This is a genomic window from Micromonospora sp. NPDC020750 (genome assembly GCF_044334565.1).
Taxonomy (GTDB): Bacteria; Actinomycetota; Actinomycetes; order Mycobacteriales; family Micromonosporaceae; genus Micromonospora.
Genome location: NZ_JBIRTH010000010.1, coordinates 63,876 through 80,024, shown reverse-complemented (window position 1 = coordinate 80,024; position 16,149 = coordinate 63,876). Strand labels below are relative to the sequence as shown.

Sequence of the window (16,149 nt, the reverse complement as noted above, 5' to 3'; positions counted from 1 at the left end):
TACCTAGGCCGGCGCCGGACCGGTTGACGGGCGCCCTTCCGGTGAGTGCCGCTCAAGCGCGAAACGCCCGAATCGCGAACGCGGCGAAGCGGCGGGAGGCGACAACCCGGTCGTTGGTCGATGTGGCGTGCAGGCCGCGGTTGGCCCCCAGCATGAGGATGAGGTCGTCCAGGACAAAATCGGGCCGCAGGTAGCCGGTGTCCTTGGCACGGCGTGCGAGCTCGGCGAGCGATGTGAGCGCGTGTTCGCGTCCTGCGGCGAGATCCATGGCGTGGGGGAAGGCCGAGATGAACGCCGTGGTGAAGCCCTGGTTTCGTGCGTGCAGCCCGCAGAGCTTCTCGATCACGAGGCAGAAGCCTTGCCACGGATCCGGGTCGGCGAGCCCTTCCTCGACAATGGCGTGGCACGCGTACATCTGCTCGGTGAAGGCCTCAGCGGCCAGCGCCTGCTTGGTGGGGAAGCGGCGATACAGGGTGGCCGGGCCGACCCCGGCGCGCCGGGCGATCTCGCGCATCGGCACATCCAGGCCTTCGGCGGCGAACAGCGCCCGAGCCGCGTCGAGAATGCGCTCGCGGTTGTCCAGCGCGTCAGAACGCAGCGTCTGAGGCGAACGGTCGACCACTCTCCCACTTTAGCTAAACGGACGCCGGCGTCCGCTAGCGTCCCAGCAACCAGAGGGCGCGCCCAACGGCGGCTTGTTCACGAGGAGGGACAACGGTGAAGGCAGTCGCGATCAAGAAGTTCGGCGGCCCCGAGGGGCTTTCTGTCATCGACATCCCTGGACCGGCTCCCGCTCAGGGGCAGGTGTTGATCGCCACTGAGGCGATTGGTGTCGGAGGCGTCGACGTCGTGATCCGAAGCGGTGCTCTCGCTGCCTACGGCTTCCGGGAGGGTCATGTCCCAGGCGGCGAGGTGGCGGGGACGGTGACCGCGGTGGGCGATGGCGTCGACCCCGCATGGGTCGGGCAGCGCGTGTGGGCGTTCACCGGTACCGGCGGCGGCTATGTCGAGCAGGCAATTGCGCCGATCGGGGAGGTATTGCCCCTCCCCGCGAGCCTTTCCGCTGTCCACGCCGTGACGCTCGGGAGCTCCGGGGTCGTGGCCCACTTCGGTCTCTCCCACGCTCAATTCTCCGCGGGCGAGTCCGTGCTGGTACGCGGCGCGGCCGGCAGCATCGGGATCATGACGGTCCAGCTCGCGGCTCACGGTGGCGCCAGCGCCGTGGCAGTCACCACCTCCTCCCCCGAGCGTGGCCGTCGACTGCGCGACCTCGGTGCGACCCACGTGCTGGACCGCTCCGGAGAAGGAGGGACGGACGATCTCCCGGGCTACGACGTCATCATCGACGTCATAGCGGGTGAACACATGCCTTCGTTCATCGACAGACTGAACCCTAATGGTCGACTCGTGGTCGTCGGCGCAGTCGGTGGCCAACCGCCGGCAGACTTCGGCACGAGGTTGATGGCCGCGTTCCAGAAGTCGATGTCCTTCGCCACCTTCAGCGGCGCGACGGTAGCGGAGCCTGCTCGACGTGCCGTACGGATGGAGCAGTTCGCTGCCGCGGCTCGTGGCGAGCTCCAGACGGTGGTACACGAGGTGCTGCCGCTGGAGCACGCCGTGCTGGCGCACCAGAAGATGGACGCCGGCGAAGTCTTCGGCAGGATCGTACTGACCCCATAGTCACCTGGCCGCAACAGCTGACGGTTCAGCCAGTCGCGGCGGCTGGCTCGGCGGGGACGTCCGACGGTCGCTGGCGCCAGCGGTCGTACCACGGCGCGTCCGGTGCGCCGTCGAGCACGCCGCCGTCCGGGTCGTCGGCGTAGGTGGCCCGCACGGCGTCCCGCCCCGGGTCCATGATCTCCTTGACGACCAGCACGCAGAGCAGCACGACGGTGCCCAACCGCAACGCGGAGGCCAGCACGAAGACCCCCTCGGGGAACACCGGGCGGCTGGTCGCCGTGCCGAGCAGTTCCCCGTAGAAGGCGACGAAGTAGCCGATCTCGGCGACCTGCCAGGCGATGAACGCGCCCCACTTCGGCCGGGCGAGGACGACCAACGGCAGCAGCCAGAGCACGAACTGCTGCGACCAGACCTTGCTGAAGATCAGGAACGCGGCGACGACCAGGAAGGCGAGCTGGGCCAGCCGGGGTCGACGCGGTGCCAGCAGCGCCAGCGCGGCCACCCCGAGGCAGGCCAGTCCGAAGAGGGCATATGAGAGCCAGTTCAGGGTGGGGATGTTGGCATTCAGCCACTCGAACGGCCCCATCGAGCCGGGGCCGCCGGTGTTGACCTTGCCGTCGAGGTAGCGCCCGATGTACCACAGAGTGCCCCAGTCGATGGGCCGGGTGGTGTTCAGCTCGAAGAAGCGGCCCCAGTTGTCCCGGTAGGGCAGCGCCACCGGGAGGTTGACCACGACCAGGGCCACCAACGCCGTGCCGACGGCGGTGAGGCCGGCACGGAGCCGGTTCGAGCGCAGGGCGAGCACCAGGATCGGCCCGAGGACGAACAGCGGCCACATCTTGGCCGCCCCGGCCAGGCCGAGCAGCACCCCGGCCACCGCCGGGCGGCGGCGGGCCCAGGCGAACAGCCCGAACGCGGCCAGCCCGACGGCGAGCAGGTCCCAGTTGACGGTGGCGGTGAGGAACAGGGCGGGGGCGAGCGCGAAGAGGGCGGCGTCCCACGGTCGTCGGCGGCGCAGGTTGAGGATGACCGCGACGGTGGCCACCGCGAGCGCGCCGAGCACCAGGACGTTGAGGTTGTAGAACCACTGCCCCTGGTTGATCTCAGGGTTGTCGACGCCGAGCGCGTGCACCGGTAGCCCGAGCGCGCCCATGAAGTACCCGGTCAGCACCGGGTACTCGACGGGGTGGTCCTGGTAGGGCACCTTGCCCTCGTTGAGCCCCTCGGCGTAGTAGAGCGCCAGCACGTCGGTGTAGCACATGCGGGTGTACTGCACGTTGTTCTGCCAGGCACCGTCCTGGCAGGGGGACTTCTGCACCCAGTGCAGCGCGAGGGTCAGGCAGGCCAGGGCCAGCACGATCCGGGTGGCCGTCCAGAACCGGCTCTCGCGGCCGGCGGGCCGGTCCAGCGCGACCGCGTGGTCGCCCAGTGGGCCGCCGATCAACTCCGAGGCGCCGCGGACGAACCCGTCCGACCGGGACGGGTGGTCGCTGGCCCCGGCGTCGTCGATGTCTGTCGTCGACTGGGTGCTCATGGACAGGAATCATCCCGTATCGGTGGCCTCCGCGTCCCACCCAGGCGCGAACATTCCGGTACGCGAAACGCCGCCGGCGGCCGGACGTGGTGTCCGGCCGCCGGCGGCGGGGATGCTCAGCCCGGTCCGCTCACTCGCGGATGCGGGGCGCGACGGTGGGCAACAGCCCGCCACCGTTGCCGCCGCCGCCCGGCCGGGGGTTGCCCGGGGTTCCGGGGTTACCCGGCGTTCCGGGGTTGCCCGGGGTTCCGGGGTTGCCCGGCGTTCCGGGGTTACCGGGGGTCGGCGGGCACAGGATGTTCAGTGGGTCGCAGTTCGGCTGCCCCGGCTGGGTCGGCGGGGTCGGCGGGGGCGGCTCGGTGCCGTTGCCGGCGTCCGGGTTGCCCATCCCGGTGACCGAGGGCAGGCTCTCCTTGTTCTTGCCGTCGAGCGCGGCGTTCATGTACCGCTGCCAGATGGCGCCGGGGAGCTTGGAGCCGCCGATGTCCTCGCCGTTCTTGTCCCTGATCTGCGGCTTCTTCGGGTCCTTGCTGCCGACCCAGACCGCGGTGGCGAGCTGTGGGGTGTAGCCGACCATCCAGGCGTGGGCATTGTCCTTGCTGTCGTACTCCCAGGTGCCGGTCTTGCCCGCCGCCTCCCGGCCGTTCTCCAGCGACCGGCTGTTGGCACCGGGGATCTGCTTGAGGACGCTGGTGACCTCCTTGGCCACGTCCGCGCGGATCCGCGGCTGGGGATTGAGCTTCTCCCCCTTGACCAGCTCCCACTCGCCGGTGTCCACGTTCTGCTTCTCGACCTTCATCACGAAGTGGGCCTTGTTGTACATGCCGGCGTTCGCGAGGGTGGCCAGGCCGTTGGCGTGGTCGAGGACGGTCACCGGGTACTGGCCGTAGCCGATCACGTGGTAAAAGGGCGCGGGGGCGACATCCTCGGGCTTTTTCTTGGTCAGGTCGACCGGCTTCGGCGGGTTGTCGGAGGTGGTCCACATGGTGGTTATGCCGGCCGCGCGGGCCATTTCCACCACCTTGGCCGGGCCAATTTCCTCGGTGACGTGGAAGAACGGCACGTTGTACGACTTGATCGTCGACTCCTCCAGGGTGCACCACGTCTTACAGACGCCGGCGCCCCGGCCCGCGTTCTGCACCTCGTTCTTGAAGCCCTTCGGCTTGAACGGGGTGGCGTCCCAGTGCGACTTCACGGAGATGTTGGCGTTGATCGCGGCGGCCAGCGTGTAGACCTTGAACGACGAACCCGGGGCGTGGCCACCGGTCAGGTTGCCGGAGGAGTCGGTGTTCTTGCCGGCGTAGTCGAAGTCCGCGCCGCTGTCGCCGCCGTAGTAGGCGAGCACCCGGCCGGTCTTCGGCTCGATCGAGACCACCGCCGCCATCAGGTTCTTCGGCTGGCCGGCCAGCTCGGAGTTCTTCTTGGCCCGCATCGCGGTGTTCTCCGCCGCGCCCTGGAGCTTCGGGTCGATCGTGGTCTGGATCCGGTAGCCGTCCTCACGCAGCGCGTCTCCGCAGCTGATCTTGCCGGCCGCCCCTGAGTTGGAGCAGATGCCCCACTGCTCCATCTCCTCGCGGACGTAGTTGATCACGTTGCCGCGGGAGGTCTTCACGCCGAACGCGGCCGAGCCGGCGGCCTTCGGGCTGAGTATCTTCGGGTACTGCGCGTCGGTCGGTCGTTGTGGCTTGTTCGGGGCGTTGATCCAGCCCTTGGCGGCCATGCCGTCGAGCACGTACGTCCACCGCGACCGCGCGTCGTCCGGGTTGACCGCCGGGTCGTAGCCCTTGTGAGTCTCACTGGCGACCGGCTGCTTGATCAGCGCGGCGAGCACCGCGGCCTGGGCCACGGTGAGCTCCTTGGTATGTTTCCCGAAGTAGGTCTGCGACGCCGCCTCGATGCCGTACGCGCCGCGCCCGAAGTAGATCACGTTCAGGTAGTGCTCCATGATCTCGGCCTTGGTGTACTCGTCGCTCAGCTTGGAGGCGAGGATCGCCTCCTTGACCTTCCGGGCGTACGTGTCGTCCTTCAGGCTCGCGTAGGCGTTGCGGGCGTACTGCTGGGTGATGGTCGAGGCGCCCTGCTTGTCGCCGTTGGTGAGGTTGTTCCACGCGGCCCGGGCGATGCCCTTGTAGTCCACGCCGGAGTGCTCGTAGAAGCTCTGGTCCTCCGCCGCGGCCACCGCGTCCTGCATGTGCTGCGGGATGTCGGCGATCTTGACGAGCTGCCGGTTCTGGTCGCCGAGCGTGGCCAGGACCGTCTTGTTGTCCTTGGCGTACACCGTGGTGGACAGCGGCAGCGGCAACTGCTCGGGCAGCACGACCGTGGTGGAGTAGTACGTGAAGCCGACGACGCCGATGCCGGCCAGCATGATGAAGATCGCGAAGCTGGCGATCAGCATGTTGATCCGGCGACGCTTCTTCGCCCGCGCGATCGCGTTCGGGTCGCCCGCGCCGCGGCCGCCACGACCGCCACGACCCGGACCGGTGGGTCCGCCGGGGCCTCCCGGCCCGCCCGCACCGCCGCCGGACACCGGGGCCACCCCGGCCCGGCCGACGGTCGCCCGGCCGGCGGGCCCGCCCACCGCCGCGGACCCGACGCTCGCCCGACCGGCGGAGCCGACCCCGACCGAGGCCCGCCCGGCCGGGGCGCCGCCGGGCGCCGGGGAGACGGGCACCGAGGCGCGACCCGCGCCGGCCCGCCCGGCCGCCGGGGCGCCGGGGGCCGGCACCGAGGCCCGGCCCGCGCCCGCGCGCCCGACCGAGGCGGACCCCACCGAGGCGGAGCCGGCGACGCCGCCGCGCGGCGGCGGCACGGACGCCGAGCCGCCCACCGAGGCGCGGCCACCGGTGCCCCGGGGCGCGACCGAGGCACGGCCGCCCTGTGCCGTACCCTCTGGTGACCAGCCGTTGCCGCGGGCGTCGCCGCCGCGGCCGTGCGCGTCGGCCGTGCCCGGGTCGCCGTTGGCGCCCGGGATCTGGGCCCGCCCGCGCGAGGAGCTGGGATCGCCGTACGAGTTCATTCCTCACACCCTGCCGGTCGCGGTGGGACGCGATCGCGCCGCCACCGGGTTGCCGTGAGCTGAAACACGCGACGTCCCCGCCCGAGCGTGTCGGGTCGGGGGCGTTTCTTCAGGATCAATCGGGCCAATCAGGCCAAAGGGCTGTCGGTCGTCCCGTCTTCTCCACACCGGGTCAACCGAACCAGCTGGACTCACCGTTGCGCCTCTCGCCTCCGCCGAACGGCCGGACCGGCACCCGCGGCCGAGCCGCCCACCGCGCCCTGCTCCGCCCCGGCCTCCGTGTCACCGGCCAGCCCGTCCCGGCCGAGCAGGTACTGCTCGACGAGGTGGTTCCAGTCGCAGCCGAGGCACACCTCCACCACGAAGACCTGGAACTCACGCAGCGTCATCGCCAGGACGGGCAACTCGGTCAGAGTACGCGCCTGCCCGGCGGACTGCTTGAGCTCGTCCCCGTAAATGTAGTGAACGTGGGTGAGGTTCTCGCTGCGGCAGATCGGGCAGCGGTTTTCGGTCGGTTCCCCGTGGAACCGGGCGGCGTTCTTCAGGTACGGGGAGGCGTCGCAGACGTCGTACGTGCCGACCCGGCCGGCGAGGAGTTCGCGCAGCACCGCCCGCTTCCGGAGCGAGTAGTCGACCACCTGGCGCTGCGTACGCATGCGGAGAAGGGTACGCGGTCGGGCCCGACGAGGCGACCACCGTCACATTCCGTTACCCCGGGAACTCGCTTCGAAAGGTTTGCCCTGATCCTGGGTGAGCCGCTAACGTGCGATGTATCGGTCCGATACATCGCGGTGGTTACGCCCACGCATCAGGGGTAAGAAGGGGTGGCCCGTGCTCGAGCTCGCCATCCTCGGCCTCCTCCAGGAGTCCCCGATGCACGGCTACGAACTCCGCAAGGAGCTCGCGGCCAAGTTGGGCGCGATCCGGGCGGCGATCAGCTACGGCTCGCTCTACCCGACGCTACGCAGGTTGCAGGCGGCGGGATGGATCACCGAAGCCGCCGAGACCCCCGCGACCGCCGAGGAGGTTCCCGCGCTGACCAGCCGGCGAGGTCGGGTGGTCTACAAGATCACTGCCGAGGGCAAGGAACGCTTCGCCCAGCTCATCGGGCAGGCCGGTCCCGAGACGTACGACGACACGGGCTTCGGAGTGCACTTCGCGTTCTTCGCCCGCACTGACCAGGCGACCCGACTCCGCATCCTGGAGGGTCGCCGCCGAAAGATCGAGGAGCGTCGCGAGGGTCTTCGCGACGTGCTGGGCCGGGCGGCCGAGCGCCTCGACGCGTACACCCTGGAACTGCAACGCCACGGTCTCGACGCCTGTGAGCGCGAGGTCCGCTGGCTGGAGGAGCTCATCGCCAATGAGCGCTCCGGCCGTGCCCCGACGGTCCCGCGAGCCGGGACGGTTGGCGGCCGACGAGATAACGACAGCCCGCCTCCGCCTGGAGAGTCCAGGAAAGAGCGGCCGTGATGAAGAAGAAGGAGGCAGACGCTATGGGCTCCGTCCGCGTCGCCATCGTCGGTGTGGGAAACTGCGCCTCGTCCCTCGTGCAGGGCGTGGAGTACTACCGCAACGCCGACCCGAACGACCGCGTCCCGGGTCTCATGCACGTCACCTTCGGCGACTACCACGTCTCGGACGTGGAGTTCGTCGCGGCGTTCGACGTGGACGCCAAGAAGGTGGGCATGGACCTCGCGGAGGCGATCGTCGCCAGCGAGAACAACACCATCAAGCTCTGCGACGTGCCGCCGACCGGCGTCAGCGTGCAGCGCGGTCCGACCTTCGACGGTCTGGGCCAGTACTACCGCGAGATCGTCGAGGAGTCGGACGCCGCTCCGGTCGACGTGACGCAGACGCTGCGCGACGCGCAGGTCGATGTCGTCGTCTGCTACCTGCCGGTCGGTTCCGAGCAGGCCGCCAAGTTCTATGCCCAGGCCGCGATCGACGCCGGCTGCGCGTTCGTCAACGCCCTGCCGGTCTTCATCGCCTCCGACCCCGCGTGGGCGCAGAAGTTCACCGACGCGGGCCTGCCGATCGTCGGCGACGACATCAAGAGCCAGGTCGGCGCCACCATCGTGCACCGCGCCCTGGCGAAGCTCTTCGAGGACCGCGGCGTCGAGCTGCTGCGCACGTACCAGCTCAACTTCGGCGGCAACATGGACTTCATGAACATGCTGGAGCGCAAGCGGCTGGTCTCGAAGAAGATCTCGAAGACCCAGTCGGTCACCTCGCAGATCCCGCACGAGATGCAGAAGAGCGACGTGCACATCGGCCCGTCGGACCACGTGCCGTGGCTCGACGACCGCAAGTGGGCGTACATCCGTCTGGAGGGCCGCTCCTTCGGTGACACCCCGCTCAACGCCGAGCTCAAGCTCGAGGTGTGGGACTCGCCGAACTCGGCCGGCGTCATCATCGACGCCGTCCGGGCCGCGAAGATCGCCCTGGACCGGAAGATCGGCGGCCCGATCCTGTCGGCCTCGTCGTACTTCATGAAGTCCCCGCCGGTGCAGTACTCCGACCACGACGCGCACGCCGCCGTCGAGTCCTTCATCGAGGGCGAGGTCGAGCGCTGACCCGCTGACCACCAGCACCACCGCGAGGGCCGGGTCCGTCGGGACCCGGCCCTCGCGTTTCGCGCCGGCCACCGCCCTTCCTCCTCCGGCGCGGCAGTAAGGAGCAGACCGTGGATTCCTCGCAGATCGTCGCCCAACTCGTGCAACGGGCCCGCGACACCCCGTACGCGGTGACCCCCGTCCCGGGCGGCGCGCGGGTCGGGCTGGCCGTGGCCGACATGCGCTGGCACACCCTGTTCCACCGCAGCGGGCTCACCATCGAGCACGCCGTCGTGCTGCGGTTCGACGACACGAGCCGGATCTACACCCGGCAGCAGGAGAACCGGAGGCTGAGCTACCGGTTCGGCATCGACGGGCGGGTGATCGGCGCCTCCCTGAGCGCGAGCGTCTTCAAGGGCACCCAGATCAACTTCCGGCGCGGCGCGGTCGTCGGCCGGCACGACGACGGCAGCCTGGTGCGCGGCTACCGGTTCGACTCTCGCGAGCTGACCTCGTTCGTCGACTCTGTGCTCGTCCCGTCGGGGTGGAGGCGGGCCATGGACCGGAGCACGAAGATCGGGCTGGTCGCGGGGATCGCGGGGGGCGGGATCGCGGTGCTGACGCTGATCTGCCTGGGCGTCGCGATCCTCGTCACGGGCTGAGTCGCCCCCGCCGACCCGCCGGTCACGACCAGGCGCGTTGCAGGGCGACCCGGGCCTCCAACTCCAGCAGCGTCACCTTGCGGGGCAGGCCGCCGCCGAAGCCGACCAGCTTCGCCCCCGCGCCGACGATCCGGTGGCAGGGCACGATCACCGGGATCGGATTGCGGTTGCAGGCCACCCCGACGGCCCGCGCCGCGCCCTGGTCCCCCACGGCCTTGGCCACCGCCCCGTACGTCATCGTCTCCCCGTACGGGATGCGGGTCATCTCCCGCCACACCGCCCGCTCGAACTCGGAGCCCCGGCGCACCGACACCGGCACCGTGAACTCGGTCAGCTCGCCGGCGAAGTACGCCCGCAACTCCGCCACGGCCCGCCCGGACAACTCGTCGCCGGGCGTCTCGGCCGCCGCCGCCACCCGCCCGAAGTTCGCGCCGCACACCCCGGTGTCGTCGGTGGCCACGGAGAACTCGCCGATCGGCGAGTCGAGGACGGTCCAGCGCACACCCCCATTCTTCCCTCCCGGTCCGACCTCGCCGCGATCAGGCCGCCCGACGAGGCAAGATTCCGGCTCCGGTGGGCGTCTTGACCATCGGAGGTGGGCGGTGACTGAGGTGACCGACGGGGAGTTCACCGCGTTCGTCAACGAGCGGGGCGCGGCCCTGCTGCGCTTCGCGTACGCCCTGGCCGGCAGCCAGCACGGCGCGGAGGACCTGCTCCAGAACGCGCTGGCCAAGGCGTACGCGCGCTGGCCGCGGATCCGGGGCGACGCCGAGCCGTACGTGAAGAAGATCCTGTACCACGACCAGGTCTCCGGCTGGCGACGCCGATCCCGGCGGCCCGAGGTGCCGGTCGACGTGCTGCCCGAGCCCCCGGCCGAGCGGGACAGCGGGCACGACGTCGACCTTCGGATGCTGCTGCGGGACGCACTGCTGACGCTGCCGCCCCGGCAGCGGGCGGTGCTGACCCTGCGGTACCTGGAGGACCTGAGCGTGGAGCAGACCGCCGCCCTGCTCGGCTGCCGGACCGGGACGGTGGCCAGCCAGGCGTCCAGGGCGCTGGCCAAGCTCCGGCAGTTGGTGCCCGACTTCGCCAAGCACGCCGACAGGCCGGAGGTGAACCGATGAACTCCTCCGCCGAGGAGGCGCTGCGGGCCGCCGTACACGAACTCGCGGGCGAGGCCCGTGCGGTCCCGGACCTGGCGGCCGGTGCGCTGCGGCGCGGCCGGCGGGTGCGGGCCCACCGCCGGGCGATGGTGGTGAGCGTCTCAGTGCTCGCCGTCGCCGCCGTGATCCTGCCGTTCGTGCTGCTGCGGCATCGCCCGCCGGTCCTGCCGGCGGTGCCCGAGCCGACCGTCAGCGCAACCCCCGGCCCGGACCTGCTCCCGACCCCGGGTCGGGACTGGACGGCGTCGCCGCTGGTCCTGCCGGGAGGCTGGGTGGTCGGCAGCGCCCTGCTCGACGGCACCGGTTGGGTGCTGGACCGGAGCCGGAACCGCTACCAGCGCGCCGCCGGCTACGCCGGGGTGTGGCCGGCACCGAGGGGCGCGTTCAGCGCTCTCGTCGACGCCGACCGGCCCCTGGAGATCGGACTGGGCGACACGGCCCGGGGCCGGACCGACTGGATCCGCGTCGGCCCGGGCGCCGGGGCGCCGCAGTGGTCGCCGGACGGACGGCGGCTGGTGGTGACGATCAGCGACAAGGACACCGGGGGACGGTTCATCGGCGTCCTCTCCACGGACGGCGGGTTCCGTCGCTACCCCGTCGACACCGTGCGCTACTTCTGCACCGACCACTGCTTCTTCACCTGGACCCGGGACGGCCGGGAGTTGGCGCTCCAGCAGACCGAGGCGTTCGCCCCCCGGTCCGAGTCGGCGCGGCACCCCCGCCGGGGCGTGCAGCTCTTCTCCGCCGACGACGGCCGGCCGACCCGGTTCGTGGCCGTGCCCGGCGACCCGGTCGGCCCGTGGGCCTGGTCGCCGGACGGCCGGCTGGTGGTGGTGCAGGGCCAGACCGAACCACTGCTGGTGGAGACTGCCACCGGCCGGGTGATCCGGGCCCTGCCGACGGCCGACACCGCCTTCGTCTCCGACGACCGTCTCCTCTACCGACATCCGTACGGCTACCGGGACTACGTGCTCGCCGATCCGACCGGACGGGAGCTGGCCCGGCAGCCCGTGCCGCGCGAGGTGGCCACCCTGGAACTCTCCGCCACCCCGCGCTGAGCGTGCACCGGCCCCGCCTCCGCCGGTGCGCCCCTGCCCCGTGGCCTCCACCTGACGCGACCTGCCCCACCGCCTCCGCCGGGCGTGGGCCACGGCCGCCGGGTGACCTTGCGCGGCGGCGCTACCGTGCAGCTCATGGCCTCGGGGACGCTCATCTTCCTGATCATCGGCGGGGCGGGCGTCGCCGTGCTGGCGCTGGCCCTGCTCGGCGCGGAGCTGTTCCAGTTCGGCCATCCCGACGTCGACGGGCCGGTGTCCGTCGAGGCGGTCGCCGGCTTCACCGGCGCGTTCGGCTTCGGCGCCGCGATCGTCAACGAGCTGCTCGGCGGGCGTACCCCCGGGATGATCACGGCGGCGGTGGCCGGCGGCGCGCTGGCGGCGGTGCCCACGGCCTGGGTCGCGGTCCGGCTCAGCCGGGCGGCCCGTACCATGCGGACCGACCCCACCCCGACCCGCAACGACCTGGTCGGCGCGCTCGGCCTGGTGGTGACCCCGGTGCCGGTCGACGGGTACGGCGAGGTCCGGGTCCGCGTCGCCGGCCAGCCGGTGAAGCTCAACGCCCGCGCCGACGAGCCGATCCCGGTCGGCGCCCGGGTCTTCGTGGTGGAGGCCCTGAGCGAGACCAGCGTGTACGTCGAAACCTACTGAGCCCTGCCGCAGGGACCCACCAAACCCCCTTCACCCCCTCGGAGCGGAAGTCGCATGCCCCTTCTCATCGCCATCGGCGGCGTGGTTCTCCTCGTCGTCTTCCTCCTCCTCTTCGTGCTCTCCCGGATCAAGGTCGCCGGGCCCAACGAGGCGTTCATCGTCACCGGCCGCAGGGGCCGGACCACGCACACCGCCGACGGCGGCCGGTCCACCGACAACTCCGGGCAGAAGGTCGTCCTCGGCGCGTCGGTCTTCGTCCTGCCGGTGGTGCAGAAGATCCAGTCGCTGGACCTGTCCAGCCGTCGCATCGACGTCGGCATCAAGGGCGCGGTGAGCAAGCAGGGCATCCGGGCCGACCTGCACGGCGTCGCCATCGTCAAGGTCGGCGGCACCGAGGACGCGATCCGCGCCGCCGCCCAGCGTTTCCTGCACCAGCAGGGCGAGATCGACAACTTCACCCGCGAGGTGCTGGCCGGCGCGCTGCGCTCGATCGTCGGCCGGCTCACCGTCGAGGAGGTCATCCGGGACCGGGCGGCGTTCGCCAGCGCGGTGGCCGAGGAGGCCGAGCACTCGATGACCAACCAGGGCCTGGTGCTGGACACCTTCCAGCTCCAGGACATCGTGGCCGAGGGGTCGTACCTGCAGGACCTGGGACGCCCGGAGGCGGCCCGGGTGCTCAAGGACGCCTCGATCGCCGAGGCCCGGGCCCGGCAGCAGGCCGAGCAGGAGCGGCTGCTGGCCGAGGAGGCCATCGCCGAGGCGAACCGGAACCTGTCGCTGAAGCAGGCCGCCATCCAGGCCGAGATCGACGCCGCGAAGGCGAAGTCGGCGGCGGCCGGCCCGCTCGCCCAGGCCGAGCGGGACCAGGCGATCCTCTCCGAGCAGCAGAAGGTGGCCGAGCGCAACGCCGAGCTGAAGCAGCGCCAGCTCGACACCGAGGTGCGCAAGCCGGCCGACGCCGCCCGGTACAAGGTGGAGCAGGAGGCCGAGGCGGCCCGTAACGCGGCCGTGCTGAACGCCGACGCCCAGCGGCAGGCCACCATCGCCGCCGCGCAGGCCGTCGCCGAGCAGTCCCGGCTCACCGGTGAGGGCGAGCGGGCGCGTCGGGCCGCCCTGGCCGAGGCGAACGCGATCGAGGGCGCCAAGGAGGGCGAGGCCGAGCAGCGCCGGCGCTCCGCGATCGCCGAGGCGGTCGAGCGGGAGGGACAGGCCGAGGCCGCGGCCATCCTGGCCAGGGGGCAGGCCGAGGCCGACGCGATGGCCCGCAAGGCCGAGGCGTTCGCCGCGTACGGCGAGGCGGCGGTGCTGGACCTGCTGGTCCGGGTGCTGCCGCAGGTGGTCGAGGCGGCCAGTGCGCCGATCGGCGCGATCGACAAGCTGACGGTGATCTCCACCGACGGGGCGTCCTCGCTGACGAAGTCGGTGGCGAGCAACGTGGCGCAGGGGCTCCAGCTCGGCACCGACCTGACCGGCATCGACCTGGCCGGCCTGCTCGCCAAGCTGGGCGGAGGGCAGAACGCCACTGCGGCGGCCGACCACGGCGGCCGGGCCGCTGTGGACGGGAGCACCGGCGACCGCTGAGTCACGCCGAGGCCGGCCGGACCCTTGCGGGTCCGGCCGGCCTCGTCTGCGGGGCATGGGAGAAAGGCCGGCGCCCGCCGGACCTCCCCGGGATGGGGCGGTGCCGACGGGCGCCAGGTTGGTGCGAGGGCCGTCAGGCGAGAGCGATGGTGAACTGCTCTGCGGAGGTGATCGCGGTGCTATTGGCGATCAGCGGCTTGCTGCCGCCGTCCTGGGCCGTGACGAGCATGCCGTTGGCGTTCGAGATCAGGTAGACGGTGCCGTCCTGGTCGGGCTCGCCGACGTAGAACGCCTCATCGCCGATGACCTCGGTGCTCTTGGCCAGCAGCGGCGCAGTGCCGCCGTTCTGTGCGACCACGTACTTGTTGTTGATTAGCGCGCGGAGGGCGACCCACCCGGAGCCGAGGTCGACGAGCTCGTACTTCTCCCAGGCGCCAGCGGAGGTGCCGCGGGCGATCAGCGGCTTGTTGCCGCTGCTCTCCGCCGTGACGAAGTTGCCGTTCACCTTGGCCTGCATGCTGACGATCGGGTTCGGTGCCTCGAAGTCGAACTTCTCCCACGCGCCGATCGAGGTGCCGCGGGCGATCAACGGCTGGTTGCCGGCGTTCTCCGCCACGACGTACTTGCCGTTGATCTGCGCCTTGAGGCTGATGCTGCCGTCGGTGTTGTTGAACAGCTCGAACTTCTCCCACGGGCCGATCGCGGTGCTGCGGGCGATCAACGGCTTGCTGCCGGCGTTCTCCGCCACGACGTACTTGCCGTTGATCAGCGACTTGAGGGCGACCAGCCCGCTGCCGGCGGAGACGACGTCGAACTTCTCCCACGCGCCGAGCTGCCAACTGCGGGCGATCAGCGGCTTGGTGCCGCTGCTCTCCGCCACGACGAGGGAGTCGTTGATTCGGGCCCGAAGGCCGACAGAGCTGCGGCTGACCGGGGCCGCATTCACGTGCAGCAGCCGGTCGATGCTGCCCGTCGGGCCGAGCACCGCGCCGGAGATGCCGTTGGTGACGATGGCGTCGCGCACCTGCTTCGGGGTCCAGCTCGGATGCTGGCCGAGGAGCAGGGCGGCGGCGCCGGCCACGTGCGGGGCGGCCATCGACGTGCCGTTGATCGTCTCCTGCGCGTCGGTGCCGCCGATCCAGGCGGAGGTGATGCCGACGCCGGGGGCGAACGTGTCCAGGCAGGAGCCGTAGTTCGAGAAGGCGGCCATCATGTCCACCCGGTCGGTGGCGCCCACGGTGATCGCGGCTCCAGCCCGGGCCGGCGAGTACGAGCAGGCGTCGTCCGCCTCGTTCCCGGCGGCGACGGTGTAGCTGATGCCGGAGGCGATGGAGGCGGCGACCGCGTCGTCCAGCGCCAGGTCCGCCGGGCCGCCGAGGCTCATGTTCGCCACCGCCGGCTTCTGGGCGTTGTTGGTCACCCAGTCGATTCCGGCGACGACCTCCTCGGTCGTGCCGTAGCCATCGCAGTTGAGCACTCGCACCGCGACGAGGTCGACGTCCTTGGCGACGCCGTACGTGGTGCCGCCCACGGTGCCCGCCACGTGCGTGCCGTGCCCGAGGCAGTCGGACTCGATCCCGTCGGCGACGGCGTTGAACCCGAAGCTCGCCCGGCCACCGAAGTCCTGGTGGTCGATGTTGATGCCGGAGTCGATGACGTACGCGGTGACGCCGCTGGCCGACCCCGGGTACGTGTACGAGTTGTTCAGCGCGGGGGTGGTCTGGTCGATCCGGTCCAGGCCCCAGGAGGGCGGGTTGGCCTGGGTGTCGCTCGCGGAGTACTTGCGGACCGGCTCGACGTACGCGACGCCCGGATCCGCCGCCAGGCGCCTCGCCTGGGCGGGGGTGAGCTGCGCGGAGTAGCCGCGCAGGGCACCGGTGAAGACCTTCCGGACCGTACCGCCGTTGGCCTCCGCCAGGGCCTTCACCGTGCTGCGGGTGACGCTCGGGCTGGCCTTGCCGTTCTTGAGCTTCACGATGTAGCGGCCCGGCACGACGCTCTTGTCGGCTTTACCGGCCTGCGGGCGCTTCGGAGCGGTCAGGGCCGGCCGCACCGGACCCCCGGCGGCGTCCGGGCTGACCGCGCCCGGGCTGGCCTGGGGGCTCGGGGTGGTCGGGTTGGCCACCGCGGTGCCACCTGTGGTGGCGCAGACGATGGAGGTCACGGAGGCGAGCGCGAAGCCGGCCACCGTAGAGCGGCGCATTACGCCACGATTTCTCAAAGAAAACTCCCCGTTGCAGCATCAACCATCC

14 protein-coding genes are annotated in these 16,149 nt (G+C 71.2%); 8 read left to right on the top strand and 6 right to left on the bottom strand.

Going from position 1 to position 16,149, the window contains the following annotated elements; translation table 11 throughout:
• Positions 1-52 precede the first annotated feature (52 nt).
• Positions 53-622, bottom strand: coding sequence for a TetR/AcrR family transcriptional regulator (locus tag ACH4T9_RS26930; RefSeq protein ID WP_396671871.1), 570 nt, complete (start codon positions 620-622; stop codon positions 53-55).
• 95 nt (positions 623-717) lie between these two features.
• Here ACH4T9_RS26930 and ACH4T9_RS26925 point away from each other — a divergent pair, with 95 nt between their 5' ends.
• On the top strand, positions 718-1,680 hold the full coding sequence (locus ACH4T9_RS26925) for a zinc-dependent alcohol dehydrogenase family protein (RefSeq protein ID WP_396671870.1): 963 nt from the start codon (positions 718-720) through the stop codon (positions 1,678-1,680).
• 25 nt (positions 1,681-1,705) lie between these two features.
• Here the strand turns inward: ACH4T9_RS26925 and ACH4T9_RS26920 are convergent, their stop codons facing one another.
• From ACH4T9_RS26920 to ACH4T9_RS26910, 3 genes are all read right to left on the bottom strand, one after another.
• Positions 1,706-3,214 (bottom strand): glycosyltransferase family 87 protein, encoded by a 1,509-nt coding sequence (locus tag ACH4T9_RS26920; protein WP_396671869.1) that lies wholly within the window; start codon positions 3,212-3,214, stop codon positions 1,706-1,708.
• Between the two features lie 130 nt (positions 3,215-3,344).
• Positions 3,345-6,233 carry a transglycosylase domain-containing protein gene (locus ACH4T9_RS26915; protein WP_396671868.1) on the bottom strand — a complete coding sequence of 963 codons (2,889 nt, stop codon included), beginning with the start codon at positions 6,231-6,233 and terminating at the stop codon, positions 3,345-3,347.
• A 191-nt stretch (positions 6,234-6,424) separates the two neighbouring features.
• Complete coding sequence (locus tag ACH4T9_RS26910; RefSeq protein ID WP_396671867.1) at positions 6,425-6,889, bottom strand: DUF5318 domain-containing protein; 465 nt, start codon at positions 6,887-6,889, stop codon at positions 6,425-6,427.
• A 175-nt stretch (positions 6,890-7,064) separates the two neighbouring features.
• On the opposite strand from ACH4T9_RS26910, the gene ACH4T9_RS26905 reads away from it, so the two are divergent.
• The 3 genes from ACH4T9_RS26905 to ACH4T9_RS26895 all read left to right on the top strand — a co-directional run bounded on the left by ACH4T9_RS26905 (position 7,065) and on the right by ACH4T9_RS26895 (position 9,447).
• Positions 7,065-7,703 carry a PadR family transcriptional regulator gene (locus ACH4T9_RS26905; RefSeq protein ID WP_387022351.1) on the top strand — a complete coding sequence of 213 codons (639 nt, stop codon included), beginning with the start codon at positions 7,065-7,067 and terminating at the stop codon, positions 7,701-7,703.
• A gap of 23 nt (positions 7,704-7,726) precedes the next feature.
• Complete coding sequence (locus ACH4T9_RS26900; RefSeq protein WP_396671866.1) at positions 7,727-8,806, top strand: inositol-3-phosphate synthase; 1,080 nt, start codon at positions 7,727-7,729, stop codon at positions 8,804-8,806.
• A gap of 110 nt (positions 8,807-8,916) precedes the next feature.
• Positions 8,917-9,447 (top strand): hypothetical protein, encoded by a 531-nt coding sequence (locus tag ACH4T9_RS26895; RefSeq protein ID WP_396671865.1) that lies wholly within the window; start codon positions 8,917-8,919, stop codon positions 9,445-9,447.
• 22 nt (positions 9,448-9,469) lie between these two features.
• Here the strand turns inward: ACH4T9_RS26895 and ACH4T9_RS26890 are convergent, their stop codons facing one another.
• A complete protein-coding gene (locus ACH4T9_RS26890; protein WP_396671864.1) occupies positions 9,470-9,949 on the bottom strand; it encodes a methylated-DNA--[protein]-cysteine S-methyltransferase in 480 nt (159 codons plus the stop codon).
• Between the two features lie 100 nt (positions 9,950-10,049).
• Here ACH4T9_RS26890 and ACH4T9_RS26885 point away from each other — a divergent pair, with 100 nt between their 5' ends.
• The 4 genes from ACH4T9_RS26885 to ACH4T9_RS26870 all read left to right on the top strand — a co-directional run bounded on the left by ACH4T9_RS26885 (position 10,050) and on the right by ACH4T9_RS26870 (position 13,897).
• Entirely contained in the window at positions 10,050-10,571 is a 522-nt protein-coding gene (locus tag ACH4T9_RS26885; protein ID WP_396671863.1) for a SigE family RNA polymerase sigma factor, read from the top strand.
• Entirely contained in the window at positions 10,568-11,668 is a 1,101-nt protein-coding gene (locus tag ACH4T9_RS26880) for a TolB family protein (protein ID WP_396671862.1), read from the top strand. The genes ACH4T9_RS26885 and ACH4T9_RS26880 overlap by 4 nt, the downstream gene beginning before the upstream one ends.
• A gap of 135 nt (positions 11,669-11,803) precedes the next feature.
• Positions 11,804-12,316, top strand: a complete 513-nt coding sequence (locus ACH4T9_RS26875) for an NfeD family protein (RefSeq protein WP_396671861.1) — start codon at positions 11,804-11,806, stop codon at positions 12,314-12,316.
• A 54-nt stretch (positions 12,317-12,370) separates the two neighbouring features.
• On the top strand, positions 12,371-13,897 hold the full coding sequence (locus tag ACH4T9_RS26870; RefSeq protein WP_396671860.1) for a flotillin family protein: 1,527 nt from the start codon (positions 12,371-12,373) through the stop codon (positions 13,895-13,897).
• 133 nt (positions 13,898-14,030) lie between these two features.
• Here the strand turns inward: ACH4T9_RS26870 and ACH4T9_RS26865 are convergent, their stop codons facing one another.
• Positions 14,031-16,100, bottom strand: a complete 2,070-nt coding sequence (locus ACH4T9_RS26865; protein WP_396671859.1) for a S8 family serine peptidase — start codon at positions 16,098-16,100, stop codon at positions 14,031-14,033.
• Positions 16,101-16,149: the final 49 nt, after the last annotated feature.

What these genes read in the sequence shown, in the direction of transcription:
- ACH4T9_RS26920 (WP_396671869.1), bottom strand. Translation starts at nt 3,214, where the DNA reads ATGAGCACCCAGTCGACGACAGACATCGACGACGCCGGGGCCAGCGAC.
- ACH4T9_RS26915 (WP_396671868.1), bottom strand. Translation starts at nt 6,233, where the DNA reads ATGAACTCGTACGGCGATCCCAGCTCCTCGCGCGGGCGGGCCCAGATC.
- ACH4T9_RS26910 (WP_396671867.1), bottom strand. Translation starts at nt 6,889, where the DNA reads ATGCGTACGCAGCGCCAGGTGGTCGACTACTCGCTCCGGAAGCGGGCG.
- ACH4T9_RS26900 (WP_396671866.1), top strand. Translation starts at nt 7,727, where the DNA reads ATGGGCTCCGTCCGCGTCGCCATCGTCGGTGTGGGAAACTGCGCCTCG.
- ACH4T9_RS26880 (WP_396671862.1), top strand. Translation starts at nt 10,568, where the DNA reads ATGAACTCCTCCGCCGAGGAGGCGCTGCGGGCCGCCGTACACGAACTC.
- ACH4T9_RS26875 (WP_396671861.1), top strand. Translation starts at nt 11,804, where the DNA reads ATGGCCTCGGGGACGCTCATCTTCCTGATCATCGGCGGGGCGGGCGTC.
- ACH4T9_RS26870 (WP_396671860.1), top strand. Translation starts at nt 12,371, where the DNA reads ATGCCCCTTCTCATCGCCATCGGCGGCGTGGTTCTCCTCGTCGTCTTC.
- ACH4T9_RS26865 (WP_396671859.1), bottom strand. Translation starts at nt 16,100, where the DNA reads ATGCGCCGCTCTACGGTGGCCGGCTTCGCGCTCGCCTCCGTGACCTCC.